General features: G+C 44.8%; 18 protein-coding genes. 16 read left to right on the plus strand and 2 right to left on the minus strand.

What is annotated here, in order from left to right:
* Window positions 1–10 precede the first annotated feature (10 nt).
* The 15 genes from rsfS to STO1_RS02245 all read left to right on the plus strand — a co-directional run bounded on the left by rsfS (window position 11) and on the right by STO1_RS02245 (window position 16,548).
* Complete coding sequence (rsfS, locus tag STO1_RS02170) at window positions 11–364, plus strand: ribosome silencing factor (RefSeq protein WP_096421754.1); 354 nt, start codon at window positions 11–13, stop codon at window positions 362–364.
* 205 nt (window positions 365–569) lie between these two features.
* Window positions 570–1,310: a class I SAM-dependent DNA methyltransferase gene (locus tag STO1_RS02180; protein WP_096421756.1), complete on the plus strand. Its 741-nt coding sequence runs from the start codon at window positions 570–572 to the stop codon at window positions 1,308–1,310.
* 9 nt (window positions 1,311–1,319) lie between these two features.
* Window positions 1,320–2,417 (plus strand): nucleotidyltransferase, encoded by a 1,098-nt coding sequence (locus tag STO1_RS02185; RefSeq protein WP_096421758.1) that lies wholly within the window; start codon window positions 1,320–1,322, stop codon window positions 2,415–2,417.
* A gap of 202 nt (window positions 2,418–2,619) precedes the next feature.
* Complete coding sequence (locus tag STO1_RS02190; RefSeq protein ID WP_096421760.1) at window positions 2,620–4,233, plus strand: ribonuclease Y; 1,614 nt, start codon at window positions 2,620–2,622, stop codon at window positions 4,231–4,233.
* Window positions 4,234–4,367: 134 nt separating this feature from the next.
* Entirely contained in the window at window positions 4,368–4,994 is a 627-nt protein-coding gene (gene gmk, locus STO1_RS02195; RefSeq protein ID WP_000775041.1) for a guanylate kinase, read from the plus strand.
* A 24-nt stretch (window positions 4,995–5,018) separates the two neighbouring features.
* On the plus strand, window positions 5,019–5,333 hold the full coding sequence (gene rpoZ, locus STO1_RS02200; RefSeq protein WP_002875802.1) for a DNA-directed RNA polymerase subunit omega: 315 nt from the start codon (window positions 5,019–5,021) through the stop codon (window positions 5,331–5,333).
* A gap of 65 nt (window positions 5,334–5,398) precedes the next feature.
* Complete coding sequence (locus STO1_RS02205; RefSeq protein ID WP_096421762.1) at window positions 5,399–7,795, plus strand: primosomal protein N'; 2,397 nt, start codon at window positions 5,399–5,401, stop codon at window positions 7,793–7,795.
* Between the two features lie 12 nt (window positions 7,796–7,807).
* Window positions 7,808–8,743: a methionyl-tRNA formyltransferase gene (gene fmt / locus STO1_RS02210; RefSeq protein ID WP_096421764.1), complete on the plus strand. Its 936-nt coding sequence runs from the start codon at window positions 7,808–7,810 to the stop codon at window positions 8,741–8,743.
* Window positions 8,736–10,049, plus strand: coding sequence for a 16S rRNA (cytosine(967)-C(5))-methyltransferase RsmB (rsmB, locus tag STO1_RS02215; protein WP_172843636.1), 1,314 nt, complete (start codon window positions 8,736–8,738; stop codon window positions 10,047–10,049). Before fmt ends, rsmB begins: the two co-directional genes overlap by 8 nt.
* 15 nt (window positions 10,050–10,064) lie before the next feature.
* Window positions 10,065–10,805 carry a Stp1/IreP family PP2C-type Ser/Thr phosphatase gene (locus STO1_RS02220; protein ID WP_096421768.1) on the plus strand — a complete coding sequence of 247 codons (741 nt, stop codon included), beginning with the start codon at window positions 10,065–10,067 and terminating at the stop codon, window positions 10,803–10,805.
* The gene (gene pknB / locus STO1_RS02225) at window positions 10,802–12,682 is read left to right on the plus strand and encodes a Stk1 family PASTA domain-containing Ser/Thr kinase (protein ID WP_096421770.1); all 1,881 of its coding nucleotides are present in this window, start codon (window positions 10,802–10,804) and stop codon (window positions 12,680–12,682) included. Before STO1_RS02220 ends, pknB begins: the two co-directional genes overlap by 4 nt.
* An 85-nt stretch (window positions 12,683–12,767) precedes the next feature.
* Window positions 12,768–13,526, plus strand: coding sequence for a threonine/serine exporter family protein (locus STO1_RS02230; protein WP_096421772.1), 759 nt, complete (start codon window positions 12,768–12,770; stop codon window positions 13,524–13,526).
* Window position 13,527: 1 nt separating this feature from the next.
* The gene (locus STO1_RS02235) at window positions 13,528–13,983 is read left to right on the plus strand and encodes a threonine/serine exporter family protein (RefSeq protein WP_000176910.1); all 456 of its coding nucleotides are present in this window, start codon (window positions 13,528–13,530) and stop codon (window positions 13,981–13,983) included.
* A 118-nt stretch (window positions 13,984–14,101) separates the two neighbouring features.
* The gene (locus STO1_RS02240) at window positions 14,102–15,274 is read left to right on the plus strand and encodes a hydroxymethylglutaryl-CoA synthase (protein ID WP_007520530.1); all 1,173 of its coding nucleotides are present in this window, start codon (window positions 14,102–14,104) and stop codon (window positions 15,272–15,274) included.
* Window positions 15,274–16,548 (plus strand): hydroxymethylglutaryl-CoA reductase, degradative, encoded by a 1,275-nt coding sequence (locus tag STO1_RS02245; protein ID WP_096421774.1) that lies wholly within the window; start codon window positions 15,274–15,276, stop codon window positions 16,546–16,548. Before STO1_RS02240 ends, STO1_RS02245 begins: the two co-directional genes overlap by 1 nt.
* 35 nt (window positions 16,549–16,583) lie before the next feature.
* On the opposite strand, the gene STO1_RS02250 is transcribed toward STO1_RS02245, so the two are convergent.
* The gene (locus tag STO1_RS02250) at window positions 16,584–17,549 is read right to left on the minus strand and encodes a LacI family DNA-binding transcriptional regulator (RefSeq protein ID WP_096421776.1); all 966 of its coding nucleotides are present in this window, start codon (window positions 17,547–17,549) and stop codon (window positions 16,584–16,586) included.
* On the minus strand, window positions 17,530–18,984 hold the full coding sequence (locus STO1_RS02255; RefSeq protein WP_096421778.1) for a sucrose-6-phosphate hydrolase: 1,455 nt from the start codon (window positions 18,982–18,984) through the stop codon (window positions 17,530–17,532). The genes STO1_RS02250 and STO1_RS02255 overlap by 20 nt, the downstream gene beginning before the upstream one ends.
* 91 nt (window positions 18,985–19,075) lie before the next feature.
* Here STO1_RS02255 and STO1_RS09680 point away from each other — a divergent pair, with 91 nt between their 5' ends.
* Window positions 19,076–19,297, plus strand: a complete 222-nt coding sequence (locus STO1_RS09680) for a hypothetical protein (RefSeq protein ID WP_157741816.1) — start codon at window positions 19,076–19,078, stop codon at window positions 19,295–19,297.
* The last annotated feature ends 36 nt before the right edge of the window (window positions 19,298–19,333 follow it).

Raw genomic sequence — 19,333 nt, forward strand, 5'->3', positions numbered from 1 at the left:
AGAGGACTAAATGAACGAAAAAGAATTACTAGAACTAGTCGTGAAAGCGGCTGATGAGAAACGTGCGGAGGATATCCTTGCACTTGACGTAAAAGATTTGACCAGCGTGACGGACTACTTTGTCATCACGAGCTCGATGAATAGCCGTCAGTTGGACGCTATCGCTGAAAATATCCGTGAAAAAGTAGCTCAAGCAGGCTTTAAAGGCAGTCATGTTGAAGGCGATGCAGCTGGAGGCTGGGTTTTGCTAGACCTAGGTGGTGTCGTTGTGCATATCTTCTCAGAAGAAATGCGTGCCCACTATAACCTAGAAAAACTATGGCATGAGGCGGCTTCTGTAGATATTTCAGAAGCCTTGGCCTAGTAGATGAACTCAGTTGCAGTCAACTGGGTTTATTTGCTTATTTTAGAAAAATTGATAGAAAGGTAAAGGGCGTCGTGTTTTGTTCATCTCGAAACTGAACACGAGCTAAAAGCTGCGAGAAAAAGAGTAACTTCCTTTGTATCTGACGATACAGCAGAAAGTTTCCTATTTTCTCCTTGCTTTTAACGCTCTTTGTATCTTAATTATGGCGACTTATGAAACCTTTGCGGCTGTTTACGATGCTGTGATGGACGATAGTTTATACGATAAATGGACGGATTTTTCCCTCCGTCATTTGCCAAAGACCAAGGAGAGAAAGAAACTCTTGGAGCTGGCTTGTGGAACAGGCATCCAGTCTGTCCGCTTTTCTCAGGCTGGTTTTGATGTGACTGGACTTGATTTAAGCGCGGATATGTTGAAGATTGCGGAGAAGAGAGCGGCTTCATCCAAGCAAAAGATTGATTTTATTGAAGGCAATATGCTGGATTTATCCAAGGCAGGTCAATACGACTTTGTCACGTGTTACTCTGACTCTATCTGCTACATGCAGGATGAGGTGGAAGTAGGGGATGTCTTTAAGGAAGTGTATAATGCCCTCAATGAAGACGGAGTCTTTATCTTTGACGTGCATTCAACCTACCAGACGGATGAGGTTTTTCCAGGCTATTCTTATCATGAAAATGCGGAAGATTTTGCCATGCTTTGGGACACCTATGAGGACGAAGCTCCTCACTCCATCGTGCATGAGTTGACTTTCTTTGTTAAGGAAGCGGACGGTTCCTTTAGTCGCCACGATGAAGTGCATGAGGAGCGTACATATGAAGTCTTGACCTATGATATCTTGCTGGAACAGGCCGGCTTCAAGTCTTTCAAACTCTATGCGGACTTTGAGGACAAGGAGCCGACAGAAACCAGCACCCGTTGGTTTTTTGTCGCGCAGAAGTAGGAGAACATTATGACCATCACAGGTATTATCGCGGAGTTTAATCCTTTTCATAATGGGCATAAATACCTGCTGGATCAGGCGAAGGGACTGAAAATCGTTGCCATGTCTGGGAATTTCATGCAGCGTGGAGAGCCTGCTATTGTGGACAAGTGGACACGGGCTCGCATGGCACTGGAAAATGGAGCGGATCTGGTAGTGGAATTGCCCTTTTTAGTCAGTGTTCAGGCGGCAGATTTCTTCGGTCAAGGGGCTGTGGATATCTTGGCGCGGTTAGGTATTGATAGCATAGCTTTCGGGACAGAGGAAGTTCTGGATTATCAGAAAATTGCTGACTTATACACAGAGCAAGGTACTGAGATGGAGAATTTTGTGGAAAATCTGCCTGATTCCCTTTCCTATCCCCAGAAAACCCAAGCCATGTGGAAGGAATTTGCAGGTCTTGATTTTTCAGGCAATACACCCAATCATGTTCTAGCTTTAGCCTATGCCAAGGCGGTTGCGGGACGTAGAATCAAACTCCATCCGATTCAGCGTCAGGGGGCTGGCTATCATTCTGTGGACAAGGAGGTGGACTTTGCCTCGGCGACAGCCCTCCGTCAGCACCTATCAGACCAAGATTTCTTAGAACGCTTTATGCCTTCTGTTGCTCTCTTTGAGCAGGCGAGTAAGGTGAGCTGGGATGACTATTTTCCATTTCTCCGCTATCAAATCTTGTCAAATCCAGACCTAACGACCATCTATCAGGTCAATCAAGAAATGGCAGTGCGTATCAAGGAAGCTATCAAAACAGCCCAGTCTCTGGACGAATTGGTCGAGGCAGTTGCCACCAAACGCTACACCAAGGCGCGTGTCAGACGCCTCTTGACTTATATTTTGGTGCAGGCCAGAGAAAGCGACTTGCCAGAAGCCATCCATGTCCTTGGCTTTACCAAAAAAGGCAGACAACACCTCAAGTCTCTGAAAGAGCAGGTCCGTCTAGTCAGCCGAATTGGCAAAGAACCATGGGATGCCATGACTCAAAAGGCAGATCAGATTTACCAACTAGGACAGCCAAGTATAGCAGAACAGAATTTTGGCAGAGTGCCGATTAGAATAGAATCAAACTAAGTCTACTGAAAGGTAGGCTTTTTATTGTATGTTTTAATGAAAATGTCATTTTTAAGTGTTAGAAAGTTTGTTTGGCGATTTCAGAACTTTCACCTAAAATTCACACAAAACTCTTCAATTTGGGTTTGTGAAAATCGGTTTTTTATGATAGAATATTAAGGAATGTATGTCATTCGATAAACGAATTTAATGAGGTAAAAACATGGAAATCATGACACTTGCGATTGCTGTTTTTGCCGTCATCATTGGTTTAGTCATTGGATATGTCAGCATCTCAGCTAAGATGAAATCATCTCAAGAGGCTGCAGAGTTGATGCTTCTAAATGCTGAACAAGAAGCAACTAATTTACGAGGACAAGCTGAGCGCGAAGCGGATTTATTGCTAAATGAAGCCAAGAGCGAAAGCAAGTCTCTTAAAAAAGAAGCACTATTGGAGGCCAAAGAGGAAGCCAGAAAATACCGTGAAGAAGTGGACGCTGAATTTAAGTCAGAACGTCAGGAGCTCAAGCAAATTGAAAGTCGTTTGACGGAGAGAGCTACGAGCCTTGACCGTAAGGACGACAATTTGACGAACAAAGAAAAAACACTTGAACAAAAAGAACAAAGTATTTCTGATAGAGCAAAAAACCTTGATGCACGTGAAGAGCAATTAGAGGAAGTCGAAAGACAAAAAGAAGCTGAACTGGAACGTATCGGTTCCCTTTCCCAAACTGAGGCTCGAGATATTATCTTGGCTCAGACAGAGGAAAATTTGACCAAGGAAATTGCTAGCCGCATTCGTGAGGCAGAGCAAGAGGTCAAGGAACGTTCAGACAAGATTGCGAAAGATATCTTGGTTCAGGCTATGCAGCGTATCGCTGGTGACTATGTAGCAGAGTCAACAAACTCTACAGTTCACCTACCAGACGATACCATGAAGGGACGCATTATCGGTCGTGAAGGACGTAATATTCGTACCTTTGAAAGTTTGACAGGGGTAGATGTCATCATTGACGACACGCCAGAAGTGGTAACCTTGTCAGGATTTGATCCGATTCGTCGTGAAATTGCTCGTATGACCATGGAAATGTTGCTCAAGGATGGCCGTATCCACCCAGCTCGTATCGAGGAATTGGTGGAGAAAAACCGTCAGGAGATTGACAATAAAATCCGTGAATACGGTGAGGCTGCTGCCTATGAGATTGGTGCGCCAAACCTCCATCCAGACTTGATGAAGATCATGGGACGTTTGCAGTTCCGTACTTCTTATGGACAAAATGTCTTGAGTCATTCGATTGAGGTTGCTAAGCTATCTGGTATCATCGCCAGTGAACTTGGTGAAAATGCAGCTCTTGCCCGTCGTGCTGGATTCCTTCACGACATTGGGAAAGCTATTGACCGCGAGGTTGAAGGTAGCCACGTTGAGATTGGTACGGAATTGGCTCGTAAGTACAAGGAACACCCAGTTGTGGTGAATACCATTGCTAGCCACCACGGCGATGTCGAAGCCGAAAGCGTCATTGCAGTGATCGTTGCCGCAGCAGATGCCTTGAGTGCAGCGCGTCCAGGTGCTCGTAGTGAATCTCTTGAAAGCTATATCAAACGTCTCCATGATTTGGAAGAAATCGCCAATGGCTTTGAAGGAGTGCAAAATAGCTTTGCTCTTCAAGCAGGACGTGAAATCCGTATCATGGTTAATCCAGGACAAATCAAGGACGACAAGGTCACAATCTTGGCTCACAAAGTTCGTGAGAAAATTGAAAATAATCTCGATTACCCAGGAAATATCAAAGTAACCGTGATCCGCGAACTTCGTGCAGTAGATTATGCTAAATAAATAAGAAAGAGCAGTTGAAATATTACTGCTTTTTTGTTACACTAGATAGAAAGACTGTAGAAGGATCACTGACGCTATCATCAGTATCCGAGAGAAATTTTACTTTATTTCACAGACTAACTAAAGGAGACATAATGGCAGACCGAGGCTTGCTAATCGTTTTTTCTGGTCCTTCAGGAGTTGGGAAAGGAACGGTTAGAAGAGAGATTTTTGAGAGTTCTGAGAATCAATTTCAATACTCTGTATCGATGACGACACGTGCGCAACGTCCTGGTGAAGTGGACGGAGTGGACTATTTCTTCCGTACTCGTGAAGAGTTTGAAGAGCTGATTCGTCAAGGTCAGATGTTGGAATATGCAGAATATGTCGGTAACTACTATGGAACTCCTTTGACCTATGTCAACGAAACCCTAGATAAGGGAATCGATGTCTTCCTTGAGATTGAAGTCCAAGGAGCCCTTCAGGTTAAGAAAAAGGTTCCAGATGCTGTCTTTATCTTTCTAACGCCACCAGATTTGGATGAATTGCAAGACCGTTTGGTAGGTCGTGGAACAGATAGCGCTGAAGTGATTGCCCAACGAATCGAAAAAGCCAAGGAAGAAATTGCCCTCATGCGTGAGTATGATTATGCCATTGTCAACGATCAGGTGCCCCTCGCTGCTGAACGTGTCAAGCGTGTGATCGAAGCAGAACACTTCCGTGTGGACCGTGTCATTGGTCACTACCAGGAGATGTTGCCAAAATCTCCAACTACTCGATAAACTATAGGAAACAGGTACAAGCAAATGATGTTAAAACCCTCTATTGATACCTTGCTCGACAAGGTACCATCAAAATATTCACTCGTAATCTTGGAAGCAAAACGCGCCCACGAACTAGAGGCCGGTGCGCCAGCAACTCAAGAGTTTAAGTCTGAAAAATCAACTCTTCGTGCTTTGGAAGAAATCGAGTCTGGAAATGTAACCATTCACCCAGATCCAGAAGGAAAACGCGAAGCGGTTCGTCTCCGTATCGAAGAAGAAAAACGCCGCAGAGAAGAAGAAGAAAAGAAAATCAAAGAGCAAATCGCTAAAGAAAAAGAAGATGGTGAAAAAATTTAAGGTTGGGGGGACTCAATCTTATTTTTTCTATTGCAAGAATTTACTGACAAGAAGGAGGTGAGAAGATGGTTATAGCAAAGATTATCGTGGATGTTCCCCTGATGCAGACAGACCAGCCCTATAGTTATAAGGTCCCAGAGGAATTTGTAGAGATGCTGGAAGTCGGTATGCGGGTCCATGTTCCTTTTGGCAAAGGCAATCGCTTGATCCAAGGAATTGTGCTTGGCTTGGAGTCCCAGTCGGATGAAGAAGCTGCCAATCAGGACTTGAAGGAGATTGCAGAGGTGCTGGATTTTTCCCCTGTTCTCACTCAAGAGCAACTCTGGCTGGCTGAGGAGTTACGCAAGTCTGTCTTTTCTTACAAAATCTCCATTCTAAAAGCCATGTTGCCTGGATTTTTAAGCTCCAGTTATGATAAGATTCTCTATCCTCTGGAAGGTCTGAGTCAGGCAGACCGAGAGCGTCTGTTTGGTTCAGAAGATTCGCTAGCCTTTTCTTCTCTAGACCTTGCCAAACAGGCAGAAATGATGCGCTTGACCAGAAAAGGGCTGCTCCGCTTAGAATACCAGGCAGTCGATCAAAAGAAGGTCAAGACCCAGTCTTGGTATGAGATTGATGCTACTCGACTAGAGCAGATTGAGATTTCTGCGCGTGCTAAGAAAAAGGCAGAGCTGAGAGACTATTTGCTGTCTCATCCTAAGAGTGCTCCTCTGGCTAGTTTGTTAGAGTCCTACTCACGCGAGCAAGTCAATTTTTTTGTGGAACAAGGAGCTCTAACCCTAGTCCAAAAGGAAGTGCAACGCTCAGCTGCTTATTTCGAAGGCATTGAGGCCAGTCAGCCTTTGTCTCTGAACCCAGAGCAAAGACAAGCTCGCGATGCCGTTGTCAGTGCTATTGGTAGTCAACAGCCTCCATTCCTCCTTCAAGGGATTACAGGAAGTGGGAAAACGGAGGTTTACTTACAGATCATCCAAGGAGCCTTGGACAAGGGGAAGACAGCTATTTTACTGGTTCCTGAGATTTCTCTGACGCCACAAATGACGGAGCGTTTTATTGCTCGATTTGGTGAGAAAGTGGCTATTCTTCACTCGGGCCTGTCCAATGGTGAAAAGTACGACGAATGGCGCAAGGTTGAGCGTGGCGATGCCCAAGTTGTTGTTGGCGCTCGATCAGCTATCTTTGCTCCTTTGAAAAATCTAGGTGTTATAATTATCGACGAAGAGCATGAAGCTAGCTATAAGCAAGACAGCAATCCCCGTTATCATGCTAGAGAGGTCTCCATTTTACGGGCTCAGTACAATCAAGCAGCCCTAGTCCTTGGTTCGGCAACACCGAGCTTAGAGAGCCGTGCGCGGGCTGGAAAAGGCGTCTATCAACACTTACGTCTGACCCAACGGGCCAATCCTTTAGCCACTATTCCTGAGGTTCAAGTGATTGACTTTCGGGACTATATCGGGCAGAATGAGACGTCAAACTTTACGCCCCCTTTGCTAGAAGCCATCCAAGAACGCTTGGATAAAAAAGAGCAGGTAGTCCTCATGCTCAACCGTCGGGGCTATTCTAGCTTTGTCATGTGTCGGGAGTGTGGGACGGTGGATACTTGTCCCAACTGTGACATTTCTCTCACCCTGCATATGGATACCAAGACCATGAACTGCCATTACTGTGGCTTTTCCAAAGGAATTCCTCATGTCTGTCCAAATTGTCAGAGCCACAGTATTCGTTACTATGGGACAGGGACTCAAAAGGCTTATGATGAGCTAGCAGAACTCTTTCCTCAGGCTCGCATTCTACGGATGGATGTGGATACGACCCGTAAGAAAGGCAGTCACCAAGCTCTTCTTGACCAGTTTGGCCGAGGGGAAGCAGATATCTTGCTGGGAACTCAGATGATTGCCAAGGGCTTGGATTTTCCCAATGTGACCCTAGTCGGAGTACTTAATGCGGACACGGCCCTAAACTTGCCTGATTTCCGTTCTTCTGAGAGAACCTTCCAACTCTTAACCCAGGTGGCAGGCCGTGCAGGTCGTGCGGAAAAAGCAGGGCAGGTCTTGATCCAGTCATACAATCCGGAGCACTATGCCATTCGTTTTGCCAAGGAACAGGACTATGAAGGTTTTTACGCCTATGAAATGAGTATTAGGCGCCAACTCGGCTATCCGCCTTATTATTTTACGATTGGGATTACCCTCTCTCACAAGAAAGAAGAAGAGGTTGTCAAACGTGCCTATGAAGTTATGGGGATTTTGCGCTCAGGTTTATCGGAAACTAGTAAAATCCTTGGACCAACGCCAAAACCCATCGCCCGTACCCACAACCTTTATCATTACCAGATTTTAATTAAATACCGTTTAGAAGATGAGCTGGGACCGACTCTCAACCAGGTCTTGGCCTTGACTCAAGAACGGGAAAATAGCGAGCTTCGTCTCAGTATTGACCATGAGCCGCAGCAATTTTTATAAGAAGGAGAAGAAATGACAAAACTAATCTTTATGGGGACACCCGACTTTTCAGCAACAGTTTTGAAGGGGTTGTTATCAGATGACCGTTACGAGATTCTAGCTGTTGTGACCCAGCCAGATCGCGCTGTCGGTCGTAAAAAAGTAATCCAAGAAACCCCAGTCAAGCAGGCTGCCAAAGAAGCAGGCCTTCCTATCTACCAACCTGAAAAATTATCTGGAAGTCCAGAGATGGAAGCCATTATGAAGCTAGGGGCGGATGGGATTGTGACCGCTGCTTTTGGGCAGTTCCTCCCAAGTAAACTTCTTGATAGCATGAACTTTGCGGTCAACGTTCACGCCTCCCTTCTTCCAAAACACCGTGGTGGCGCCCCCATTCATTACGCCTTGATTCAAGGGGATGAGGAAGCTGGTGTGACCATTATGGAGATGGTTAAGGAAATGGATGCAGGAGATATGATTTCCCGTCGCAGTATTCCCATCACAGATGAGGACAATGTCGGAACCTTGTTTGAAAAATTGGCAATCGTTGGTCGCGATTTGCTTTTGGATACGCTACCTGGCTACCTAGCAGGAGAAATCCAACCTGAACCACAAGATCCTAGTCAAGTCACTTTCTCGCCAAATATTAAGCCAGAAGAAGAGAAACTCGATTGGACTAAAACCAATCGTCAACTCTTCAACCAAATACGTGGCATGAATCCATGGCCTGTTGCTCACACTTTTCTCAAGGGTGATCGCTTTAAGATTTATGAAGCCCTGCCAGTAGAAGGTCAGGGAGCTCCAGGTGAGATTCTGTCTATTGGCAAGAAGGAATTGATTGTCGCAACAGCTGAAGGTGCTCTGTCTCTCAAGCAAGTGCAGCCAGCTGGTAAGCCTAAGATGGACATTGCTTCCTTCCTCAACGGTGTTGGACGCACATTGACAGTAGGAGAACGATTTGGTGACTAAAGTAGAAACGGCTAGAAGTCTAGCTCTAGCAGTGCTAGAGGATGTTCTAGTCAACCAAGCCTACTCAAATATTGCTTTAAACAAACACCTCAAGGGGAGTCAACTCTCAGTAGCAGATAATGGTTTGGTGACAGAGATTGTCTACGGAACGGTAGCCCGAAAACTCACCCTGGAATGGTACCTATCCCACTTTATCGAAGATCGGGACAAGCTAGATAACTGGCTCTATATCCTGCTCCTTCTGAGCGCCTACCAACTTCGGTACCTGGATAAGATTCCTAATCACGCTGTAGTCAATGAAGCGGTAGAGCTAGCCAAAGCCCGTAAAAAAGGCAGTGAAAAATTGGTCAACGCCGTCCTTCGTCGTATCTTGCGAGAAGGTTGGCCAGATATTGACAGCATCAAACGCAAAAACAAGCGTGATTCCATTGCCTATTCTCTCCCAGTTTGGCTCGTGTCTAAACTCAAGGAAGAATACGGTGAAGAGCGAGCACAAGCCATCTTTGAAAGTCTCTTGGTGCGCAACAAAGCCAGTATTCGTGTAGCCGATTTGAGCCGAAAAGAGGAAATCAAAGCTTTGTTAGAGGCGACCGATTCCCCTTTAGCGGCCACTGGTCTGGTCAAGGAGCAAGGCCACTTTGCAGGACATGATTTGTTCGCAGAAGGGGCTATAACCATCCAAGATGAATCCAGTCAACTAGTTGCTCCGACTCTTGATCTACAAGGTGATGAACAGGTCCTAGATGCCTGTGCCGCTCCGGGTGGAAAAACAGCCCATATGGCCTCTTACCTCACATCCGGTAAGGTGACGGCTTTGGATCTTTATGACCATAAGTTGGACTTGATCCAAGAAAATGCGGAGCGTTTAGGTGTGGCAGATCAAGTGCAAACGCAAAAATTGGATGCCAGAAAGGTGCATGAGTTTTTTGAAAAGGACTCTTTTGATAAGATTTTGGTAGATGCTCCCTGTTCTGGGATTGGACTCTTGCGTCGTAAACCAGACATCAAATACAATAAGGAAACGGCAGATTTCACGTCCTTACAGGAAATTCAGCTGGAAATATTAGGTAGTGTTTGTCAAACGCTACGAAAAGGTGGTATAATAACGTATAGTACCTGTACTATTGTCTCTGAGGAGAACTTTCAAGTCGTTGAGGCGTTTTTAGAAAGTCACCCCGAGTTCGAGCAGGTTAAACTAGAACACGAATGCAAAGATATCCTGAAAGATGGCTGCATCCTGATTACTCCTGAATTGTATGGAAGTGATGGATTCTTTATCAGCCAATTTCGCAAGATATCAGAATAGGAAGGAACTGACACAATGGAAATAGCATTATTAACAGATGTTGGTCAGAAACGGACAAATAATCAGGACTATGTCAATCACTTTGTCAACCGAGCAGGACGCACTATGATCATCTTGGCTGACGGAATGGGAGGACACCGTGCAGGAAATATCGCTAGTGAGATGGCAGTCACAGACCTCGGTGTGGATTGGGTAGATACTCAAATTAACTCAGTCAATGAAGTTCGTGAGTGGTTTGCCCACTACCTAGAGATTGAAAATCAAAAAATTCATCAACTAGGTCAGGACGAAGCATATAGAGGCATGGGAACAACGCTAGAAGCTGTTGCGTTTATTGACAACCAAGCTATCTATGCTCACATTGGAGATTCTCGTATCGGTTTGATTCGTGGAGAAGAATACCACCAGTTGACGAGTGACCATTCCTTGGTTAATGAATTGCTCAAAGCTGGTCAATTGACTCCAGAAGAGGCAGAAACTCACCCTCAAAAGAATATCATCACCCAGTCTATCGGACAAAAAGATGAAATTCAACCCGATTTTGGAATGATTACACTGGAGTCTGGGGATTATCTCCTACTCAACAGTGATGGCTTGACCAATATGATTTCGGCTGGCGAGATTTATGATATCGTAACCAGCGATATTTCCCTAGCAGACAAGGCGGCAACCCTCATTCGCTTCGCTAACAATGCAGGAGGTTTAGACAACATTACGGTTGCCCTTGTTTACATGAACGAGGAGGCGGCAGAATGATCCAAATCGGCAAGATTTTTGCCGGGCGGTATCGGATTGTCAAGCAGATTGGTCGAGGAGGCATGGCAGATGTTTACTTGGCCAAGGATTTGATCCTAGATGGGGAAGAAGTGGCAGTTAAGGTCCTGAGGACCAACTACCAGACGGACCCGATTGCTGTGGCACGTTTCCAGCGGGAAGCGAGGGCTATGGCGGATCTGGACCATCCTCATATCGTTCGGATAACAGATATCGGTGAGGAAGATGGCCAACAGTACCTAGCTATGGAATACGTAGCAGGACTTGACCTCAAGCGGTATATCAAAGAACACTATCCTCTTTCAAATGAAGAGGCGGTTCGGATTATGGGACAGATTCTTTTGGCTATGCGTTTAGCCCATGCTAGAGGAATTGTTCACCGAGATTTGAAACCTCAAAATATCCTCTTGACGCCAGATGGAACTGCTAAAGTTACTGACTTTGGGATTGCAGTGGCCTTTGCAGAGACGAGTCTGACCCAGACCAACTCGATGCTGGGTTCGGTTCATTATTTGTCACCTGAGCAAGCGCGTGGTTCAAAAGCGACCTTCCAGAGTGATATCTATGCAATGGGAATTATCTTCTATGAAATGCTGACGGGTCATATCCCTTATGATGGGGATAGTGCGGTTACGATTGCCCTTCAGCATTTCCAGAAGCCACTTCCGTCCGTCATAGCTGAAAACCCATCTGTCCCTCAGGCTTTGGAAAATGTTGTCATCAAGGCAACTGCTAAGAAATTGTCTGATCGCTATCAGTCTGTTTCAGAAATGTATGTGGACTTGTCAACTAGCTTGTCTTATAATCGTCGGAATGAACCGAAACTGGTCTTTGACGATGCGAGTAAGGCGGATACGAAGACTTTACCTAAAGTCCCACAAAGTACATTGACCTCGATTCCAAAAGCTCCGGCGCAGGAGGAACGTCCTCAGTTAAAGAAATTAACCCCAGAGCAAGCACCTACGCAAAAGCCAACTAAAAAGCGGAAGTTTAAGGCTCGCTATATGATTCTTTTAGCTAGTCTTCTGTTGGTTGCGGCCTCTTTAATCTGGATTTTGTCTAGAACACCTGCAACGATTCCCATTCCTGATGTGGCTGGACAAACCGTTGCAGAGGCTAAAGAAGCACTCAAAAAATCTAAGTTTGAAGCTGGTGAAGAAAAGTCAGAGGCCAGCGATACCGTAGCAGAAGGACGCGTTATTCGAACCGATCCTGAAGCTGGCAGCGACCGAAAAGAAGGAACTAAGGTTAATTTGATTGTTTCTTCTGGTAAGAAATCCTTCCAATTGAGTAATTACGTCGGACGCAAGTATACGGATGTCGTAGCTGAACTCAAGGGGAAGAAGGTTCCTGAGAATCTAATCAAGATGGAAGAGGAGGAATCCAGCGAAAGCGAACCTGGAACCATTCTCAGACAAAGTCCTGCGGCAGGTACGACTTATGATCTTTCAAAAGCCAGCACAATTACTTTAACGGTTGCTAAGAAAGTAACAAGTGTTTCTATGCCAAGTTATATTGGTTCAAGTCTCGAATTTACAAAGAATAATTTAACTCAGATTGTCGGTGTAAAAGAGGCCAATATTGAGGTTGTCGAAGTTTCGACTGCTCCTGAAGGCACAGCAGAAGGTACAGTTGTAGATCAAACACCAAAAGCGGGTGAAAAGGTTGACCTTGCTAGCACGCGTATCAAACTTTCCATCTACAAACCGAAAACACCACCGTCAACTTCATCTTCTAATTCTGCACAGCGTGGGAACCAAAGTTCTTCTTCAACTCCAAATCAGGGGAACCAACAAGGAAACACTCCTTCAACTAGTCAATCAAATAGTGAAGGAACGCGTGAAAGTTCTCGAGATTAAACGAATCTTTGTCATGATTTCATGACAAAGATTTTTTTTCATTGATTTTTGTGATAAAATATAGGAAGCAGAAAAGGAGGAGAAAATGGACGAATCGAGAGAGTTGAACGCCGTTATTGATGTCATTATGTTAGCTGGAACCATTCTCTTAAAAAGCGGTTCGGAGATTTATCGGGTTGAGGACACCATGATCCGTATCGCTCATTCACAGGGAATAGTGGATTGTAACGTTCTTGCCATGCCAGCAGCTATTTTCTTTTCTATTGAGAATACCAATATTTCTCGTATGAAACGAGTAACTTCTTCCTCCTACAACATCGAAAAAGTTTGTGATGTCAACCAAGTATCTCGAGAACTTGTAGGTGGCCAGATTGATCTTTCTACAGCCTTTACAAGGCTCAAAGAAATCGGCAATCAACCCCTTCCTTATACCAAGTTCCAAGTGACTATTGCAGCAACTCTCAGTGCCCCTTTTTTCTCGATTATGTTCGGGGGGAATACCTATGATGCTTTTGGTGCGGCCATTGCGACCTTGCTTGGTTTTGCTTTCTCTCTCTATGTAGAGAAGTTTGTCCGCATTCCTTTTGTAACCGCCTTTGCGGGAGCCTTTGTTTTTGGCTTGATTGCCCAGTTCTGGGCCCGCTATACAGGATTTCCTTCGACGGCAGACTTGATCATAGCGGGAGCCGTCATGCCTTTTGTTCCAGGGATTGCTCTGACAAATGCAGTTCGGGATATCATGACCAACCATATCAACTCTGGTATGAGCAAGATGTTTGAATCCCTGCTCATTACCCTCGCTTTAGGGGCCGGTACCTCCGTCGCCCTAGTTTTGATGACATAAGATGACTCTAACAAGTATTTTACTCCAAGCAGTAGCGAGTTTACTCGCCATTATCACCTTTCTAATCGTACTGAATGTTCAACGCTCTATGCTCCTACCTGGTGGTGTTCTGGGAATGGGTGTCTGGCTCCTCTATCTTGTACTTAAAGAACCAACCAATGTTATTGTTGCGACCTTTATCGCAGCGGTGGTTGGTTCTTGCATCAGCCAGATTCTAAGTATTGTCTATAAGACGCCAGCAGTGGTCTTTGTCTTGGCCATTCTTGCTCCCTTGGTGCCAGGTTATCTATCCTATCGAACGACAGCTTTCTTTGTGACAGGTGATTACAGTCATGCCCTTACCAGTGCAACACTAGTAGTTATGTTGGCTCTAGTCATTTCTATCGGGATGGCCAGTGGAACAGTGATTCTGAAGCTTTATTACTATATCCGAAAACAGCGAGGCATATCCTCCTAATGCTGTCAAAGCAAAGACTTGATTTGTTGAATCAGGTCTTTTTTCTCTCATTTGTTCCTATTTGTGATAAAATAGAATAGAACGATTTTTTACAATGAATGAAAAAACAGAGGTAAATATGACAATCGGTATTGATAAGATTGGTTTTGCAACCAGTCAATATGTCTTGAAATTACAAGACCTAGCAGAAGCAAGAGGAGTTGATCCGGATAAATATAGTAAGGGTCTCTTATTAAACGAAATTAGCATTGCACCATTGACTGAGGATGTTGTCACCTTAGCTGCCAGTGCAAGCAACTCTATTTTGACAGATAAAGAAAAAGAAGAAATTGACATGGTCATCGTGGCGACCGAGTCAGGGATTGACCAGAGTAAGGCAGCGGCGGTCTTTGTTCACGGTCTATTAGGTATCCAGCCTTTCGCTCGCAGTTTTGAAATCAAAGAAGCTTGTTACGGAGCAACAGCTGCCCTCCATTATGCCAAGTTGCATGTGGAAAATTCTCCAGAGTCCAAGGTCTTGGTCATCGCCAGCGATATTGCCAAGTATGGTGTAGCGACTCCAGGTGAACCAACTCAGGGAGCTGGGAGTGTGGCGATGCTGATTACGCAAAATCCGCGTACCATGGCCTTTAACAATGATAACGTTGCCCAAACGCGTGATATTATGGATTTCTGGCGTCCGAACTATTCAACTACTCCTTATGTAAACGGCTTGTACTCAACTCAGCAATATCTTGACAGTCTTACGACGACTTGGGATGAATACAAGAAACGCTATGACTGGACTATGGATGACTTTGCGGCTATCTGCTTCCACTTGCCTTATCCCAAATTAGCCCTAAAAGGCTTGCGCAAGATGATGGATAAGACTTTGTCTCAGGAAAAGAAGGATAGTCTGCAAGAAAACTTTGATAAGTCCATTCTCTACAGTCAGATGATTGGGAATATCTACACAGGTTCCCTCTTCCTTGGGCTTCTCTCCCTTTTGGAAAATGCAGAGAATTTGAAGGCTGGAGATAAAATTGTCCTCTACAGTTACGGAAGTGGAGCGGTCTCAGAGTTCTTTAGTGGAGAACTGGTTGAAGGCTATGAGGCCTACCTTGATAAGGATCGTTTGACCAAACTCAAGCAACGTACAGCATTGTCTGTTGCAGACTATGAAAAAGTCTTCTTCGAAGAGGTGGAGTTGGATGAGTCTGGTTCAGCCCAATTTGCAGGCTATGAACATCAAGACTATGCCTTGGTTGAAATTCTCGACCACCAACGCCGTTATAGCAAGGTTGAAAAATAATGAAGTTAAGTTGGAATGGATTTTCTAAAAAGTCATACCATGAGCGCCTTGAGTTACTGAAAGCTCAGGCGCTCCTTAGTCCTGAAAAACAGACCAGTCTGGAGCAGGATGAACAAGTCAGCTTGGCAGTTGCAGACCAGCTGAGTGAGAATGTGGTGGGAACATTCTCTCTACCTTATTCCGTCATTCCAGATCTTGTGGTGAATGGTCAGGACTACACAGTTCCCTATGTGACAGAAGAACCCTCAGTGGTTGCTGCGGCTAGCTATGCTAGTAAAATCATCAAGCGAGCAGGTGGCTTTACTGCTCAAGTACATGAGCGTCAGATGATTGGTCAGGTAGCACTTTATCATGTTACTGATCCAGAGCTAGCGCAAGAGAAGATTGCCAGCAAGAAAGCGGAGCTCTTGGAACTTGCCAATCAAGCCTATCCGTCTATCGTCAAACGTGGTGGCGGGGCGCGTGATTTGCATGTAGAGCAGATCAAAGGTGAAACAGACTTTCTCGTTGTCTATCTCCATGTCGATACCCAGGAAGCTATGGGAGCCAATATGCTCAACACCATGCTGGAAGCCTTGAAGCCAGTCTTAGAAGAACTCAGTCAGGGACAGAGTCTCATGGGAATCCTGTCCAACTACGCGACCGATTCTCTGGTGACTGCAAGCTGTCGTATCGCCTTTCGCTACTTGAGTCCCCAAAGGGACCAAGGACGAGAAATTGCGGAGAAAATAGCCTTGGCTAGCCAGTTTGCGCAGATTGATCCCTACCGAGCGGCTACCCATAATAAAGGGATTTTTAATGGTATCGATGCAATTTTGATTGCCACTGGTAATGACTGGCGTGCCATCGAAGCTGGGGCCCATGCCTTTGCCAGTCGAGACGGGCGCTATCAAGGTCTCAGTCGATGGAGTCTAGATAGGGACACAGAAGAATTGGTCGGTGAGATGACCTTACCCATGCCGGTAGCGACCAAGGGTGGCTCTATCGGTCTCAACCCACGTGTAGCTCTCAGTCATGAACTACTAGGAAATCCTTCTGCCAAGGAATTAGCTCAGATTATCGTGTCCATCGGTCTTGCCCAAAACTTTGCGGCTCTCAAAGCCTTGGTCAGTACGGGCATCCAGCAAGGCCACATGAAATTGCAGGCCAAATCCCTAGCTCTCCTAGCAGGTGCTAGTGAGTCCGAGGTTGCTCCCCTCGTTGAGCGACTCATCGCAGATAAAACCTTTAACTTAGAGACAGCCCAGCGCTATCTAGAAAACTTAAGATCATAAAAAAACTCAGACGAATTCGTCTGAGTTTTTTGTACTTAAATACTTTTTCCAGGTAATAGGGTGACTGGTAGGAAGTAACCAGTTGTCGCGACCTCTTTGCCTTCAATCTTCTGCAAGAGGAGATCGACAGTGAGGTGGGCAATCTCTTTCATAGGTTGCTTAATCGTTGTCAGGTGAGGATAGTAGTTCTCGATAAAGTAGGTCCCATCATAGCCGATGACCTTGAGCTCATCAGGAACAGAAATTCCCAGCTCTTGAGCGATTTTGATAACCAGGATAGCTGTCAAATCATCCGAAGCAAAAATCGCATCTGGTTTCTGATGGGTCAAGATATTCTTGATTTCCATTTCTTTTCGGACGGGAGAAAAGTCACTCGAAACATTGATAATAGGCGCTTTCGGGAGAACCGATGCAAAACCAGCATGGCGCAGTCCAGTAGGTGAGTTCGAGTTGTCATTCCCTGTAATCATAATGATAGACTGGGCGCCTGTCTTGACCAAGGTTTGGGCTGCGAGGAACCCGCCGCCGTAGTTATCAGAGGAGACGACAGGGATGTCTGGAGACAAGTTTCGGTCAAAGGAAATAATCGGTGCCGTCACACGATTGTAGTCTTCGATTCCCAAGTTGTGACTTCCAGAAATGATACCATCGACCTGGTTGGCCTCCAGCATTTCAATGTACTCCCGTTCTTTTTCAGAGTCGTGTTCGCTGTTACAGATGATGGTCTTGTAGCCATTTTTGAAGAGTTGGTGTTCCAATTTGTCAATCAACTCCGCATAAAAGACATGACTGATGTTGGGAAAAATAAGTCCAATCAACTTGGCAGATTTTCCTTGGAGGCTTCGAGCCAGATTGTTGGGTTTGTAGCCCAATTCTCGCATGGCTTCATTAACCTTTTGAATGGTTTTCTCAGATAGATACCCCTTTTTATTGATGACCCGTGAGACGGTAGTGGGGCTGACGCCTGCAAGTTTTGCGACATCAGTTAGTTTTGCGACCATAATCTAATTCATAGTAAGTTCCAGTTGGGTTTCCAGATTTGATGAGGATACCATTTTGGTCCGCATGTGGGAAGACACGACCAGAAAATACTTTTTCTCCTTTATTGATGAAAATTTCAAAGACCGACTTGTCGATGAAGATAGTGGCAGTTGTAGCTTGGTTATTGATAGGGCAAGAACGAGTTGTACCAAATTCTTGGGCGTACTGTTCACCGGCCTGACTACGATCCACTGTCACCTGTCCATTGACAAAGTCAAAGTTGATTGAAAGCCCCTTGCCTTCTTTGTCAGCGAGCAAGATAATCTCGCTTTGGCTATTGGCCTCCAAGTTGAGCTCCAGTTCATAGGTGTTATTGGTTTTAGTACGATTTGAGAAGACTTCTTCAGAAGAACGAAGTTCTTTGACGGCTGAGACAGGATATTGGTAGAGTTTGCCATCTTTGATAGTGAGTTCTTTGACCAATGAGAAGGTTCCTTGGTGGTCAAAACGGTCAGATGGGTAAGAAACATCTGGTAATCCAAGCCAACTTACTGCTAGTGCACGTCCATCTGGAGCGTTGAAGGCTTGCGTTGCATAGGCTTCGAAACCATAGTCTAGATTTTGCAATGGAGACACATCTACCATTTTGGCATTTTCAGGATCAAAGGAAGCCCCGATTTTGTACATGTTTGGATAGATATTATCATAGTCTAGAACACTCTTATCCAATCCTTGTGGGCAGTAGAGAAGGACAGGTTGCTCCCCTACAAAGACCAGATTTGGGCATTCCATCATGTAGGCAGTGCGGTCGTTAGCAAAGTCAAGGTCGCCAACTGCTTGCCAGTTTGTATAATCATTGTCCACAGCCTTGTAGAGACGGACGAAGCCTTTTTTCTCCAAGTCCTGTCCACCGACGATAGCATAATATTGACCTTTAAAGTTAAAAATTTGTGGGTCGCGAAAGTGGTCTGTAGAGTCTGCTGGCTGGTCAATCAAGATCTTGTCAATTTTCGTAATCTTACCATCTTTATCCATCAAAGCACCAATCTGGTATGGGTGACGAATCCAGTTTTCATCACGGACATTTCCTGTATAAAATAGGAACAAGTTATCGCCAAACTGCATGGCAGAACCAGAGTAGGCACCGTGACTATCCAATGGAGTATCTGGCAAAATTTTGACTCCAGTTTCTCTAAAGTGAACCAAATCATCACTTTCTAGCTGTGCCCAAGATTTTAAACCGTGGGCTGCACCAAAGGGGAAGTTCTGGTAAAAGAGAATCCACTTGCCATCAAAGTAAGAAAAGCCATTTGGATCATTGAGAAGCCCCATTTTAGGCTCAACATGGTAATGAGTATGCCATGGAGATTGTGCCATCTTTTCCTTTATATGTTGAATTTCTTCTTGCGTCCAATCTTCATAGGGTCTATAACGACGCTCGGTTGTCCATTCCATTTTATCTTTCCTCCATAAGTTCTATTCTATTATTAATAGTAAACGTTTTCGGCAAAAAAAGCAAGTCTTTTATGTTAAAAAAAAGAAAAATATGTCAAACGATTGCCATAAAACAAGTAAAGGGAATCTGGCAAATTTTCACGAAAAAATGAAAGAAAATGTAAATAAAAACCTTGATTCCTCAAGTTTAAAGATATTTTTTGAGGAAAAAGAGAATTTCCCTCAAAAACGAGTAAAAATAATCAGAGAAAAAAGAAAGGAAATAAAAAATCCTGCAAAACGCTTGACATATTTTAGAAACGTGATAAAATAATAGTCGTAGGGCGAATAAAATCGCTTTCAAACAAGA

Origin of the sequence: Streptococcus oralis subsp. tigurinus, assembly GCF_002356415.1 — a bacterium.
GTDB lineage: Bacteria > Bacillota > Bacilli > Lactobacillales > Streptococcaceae > Streptococcus > Streptococcus oralis_F.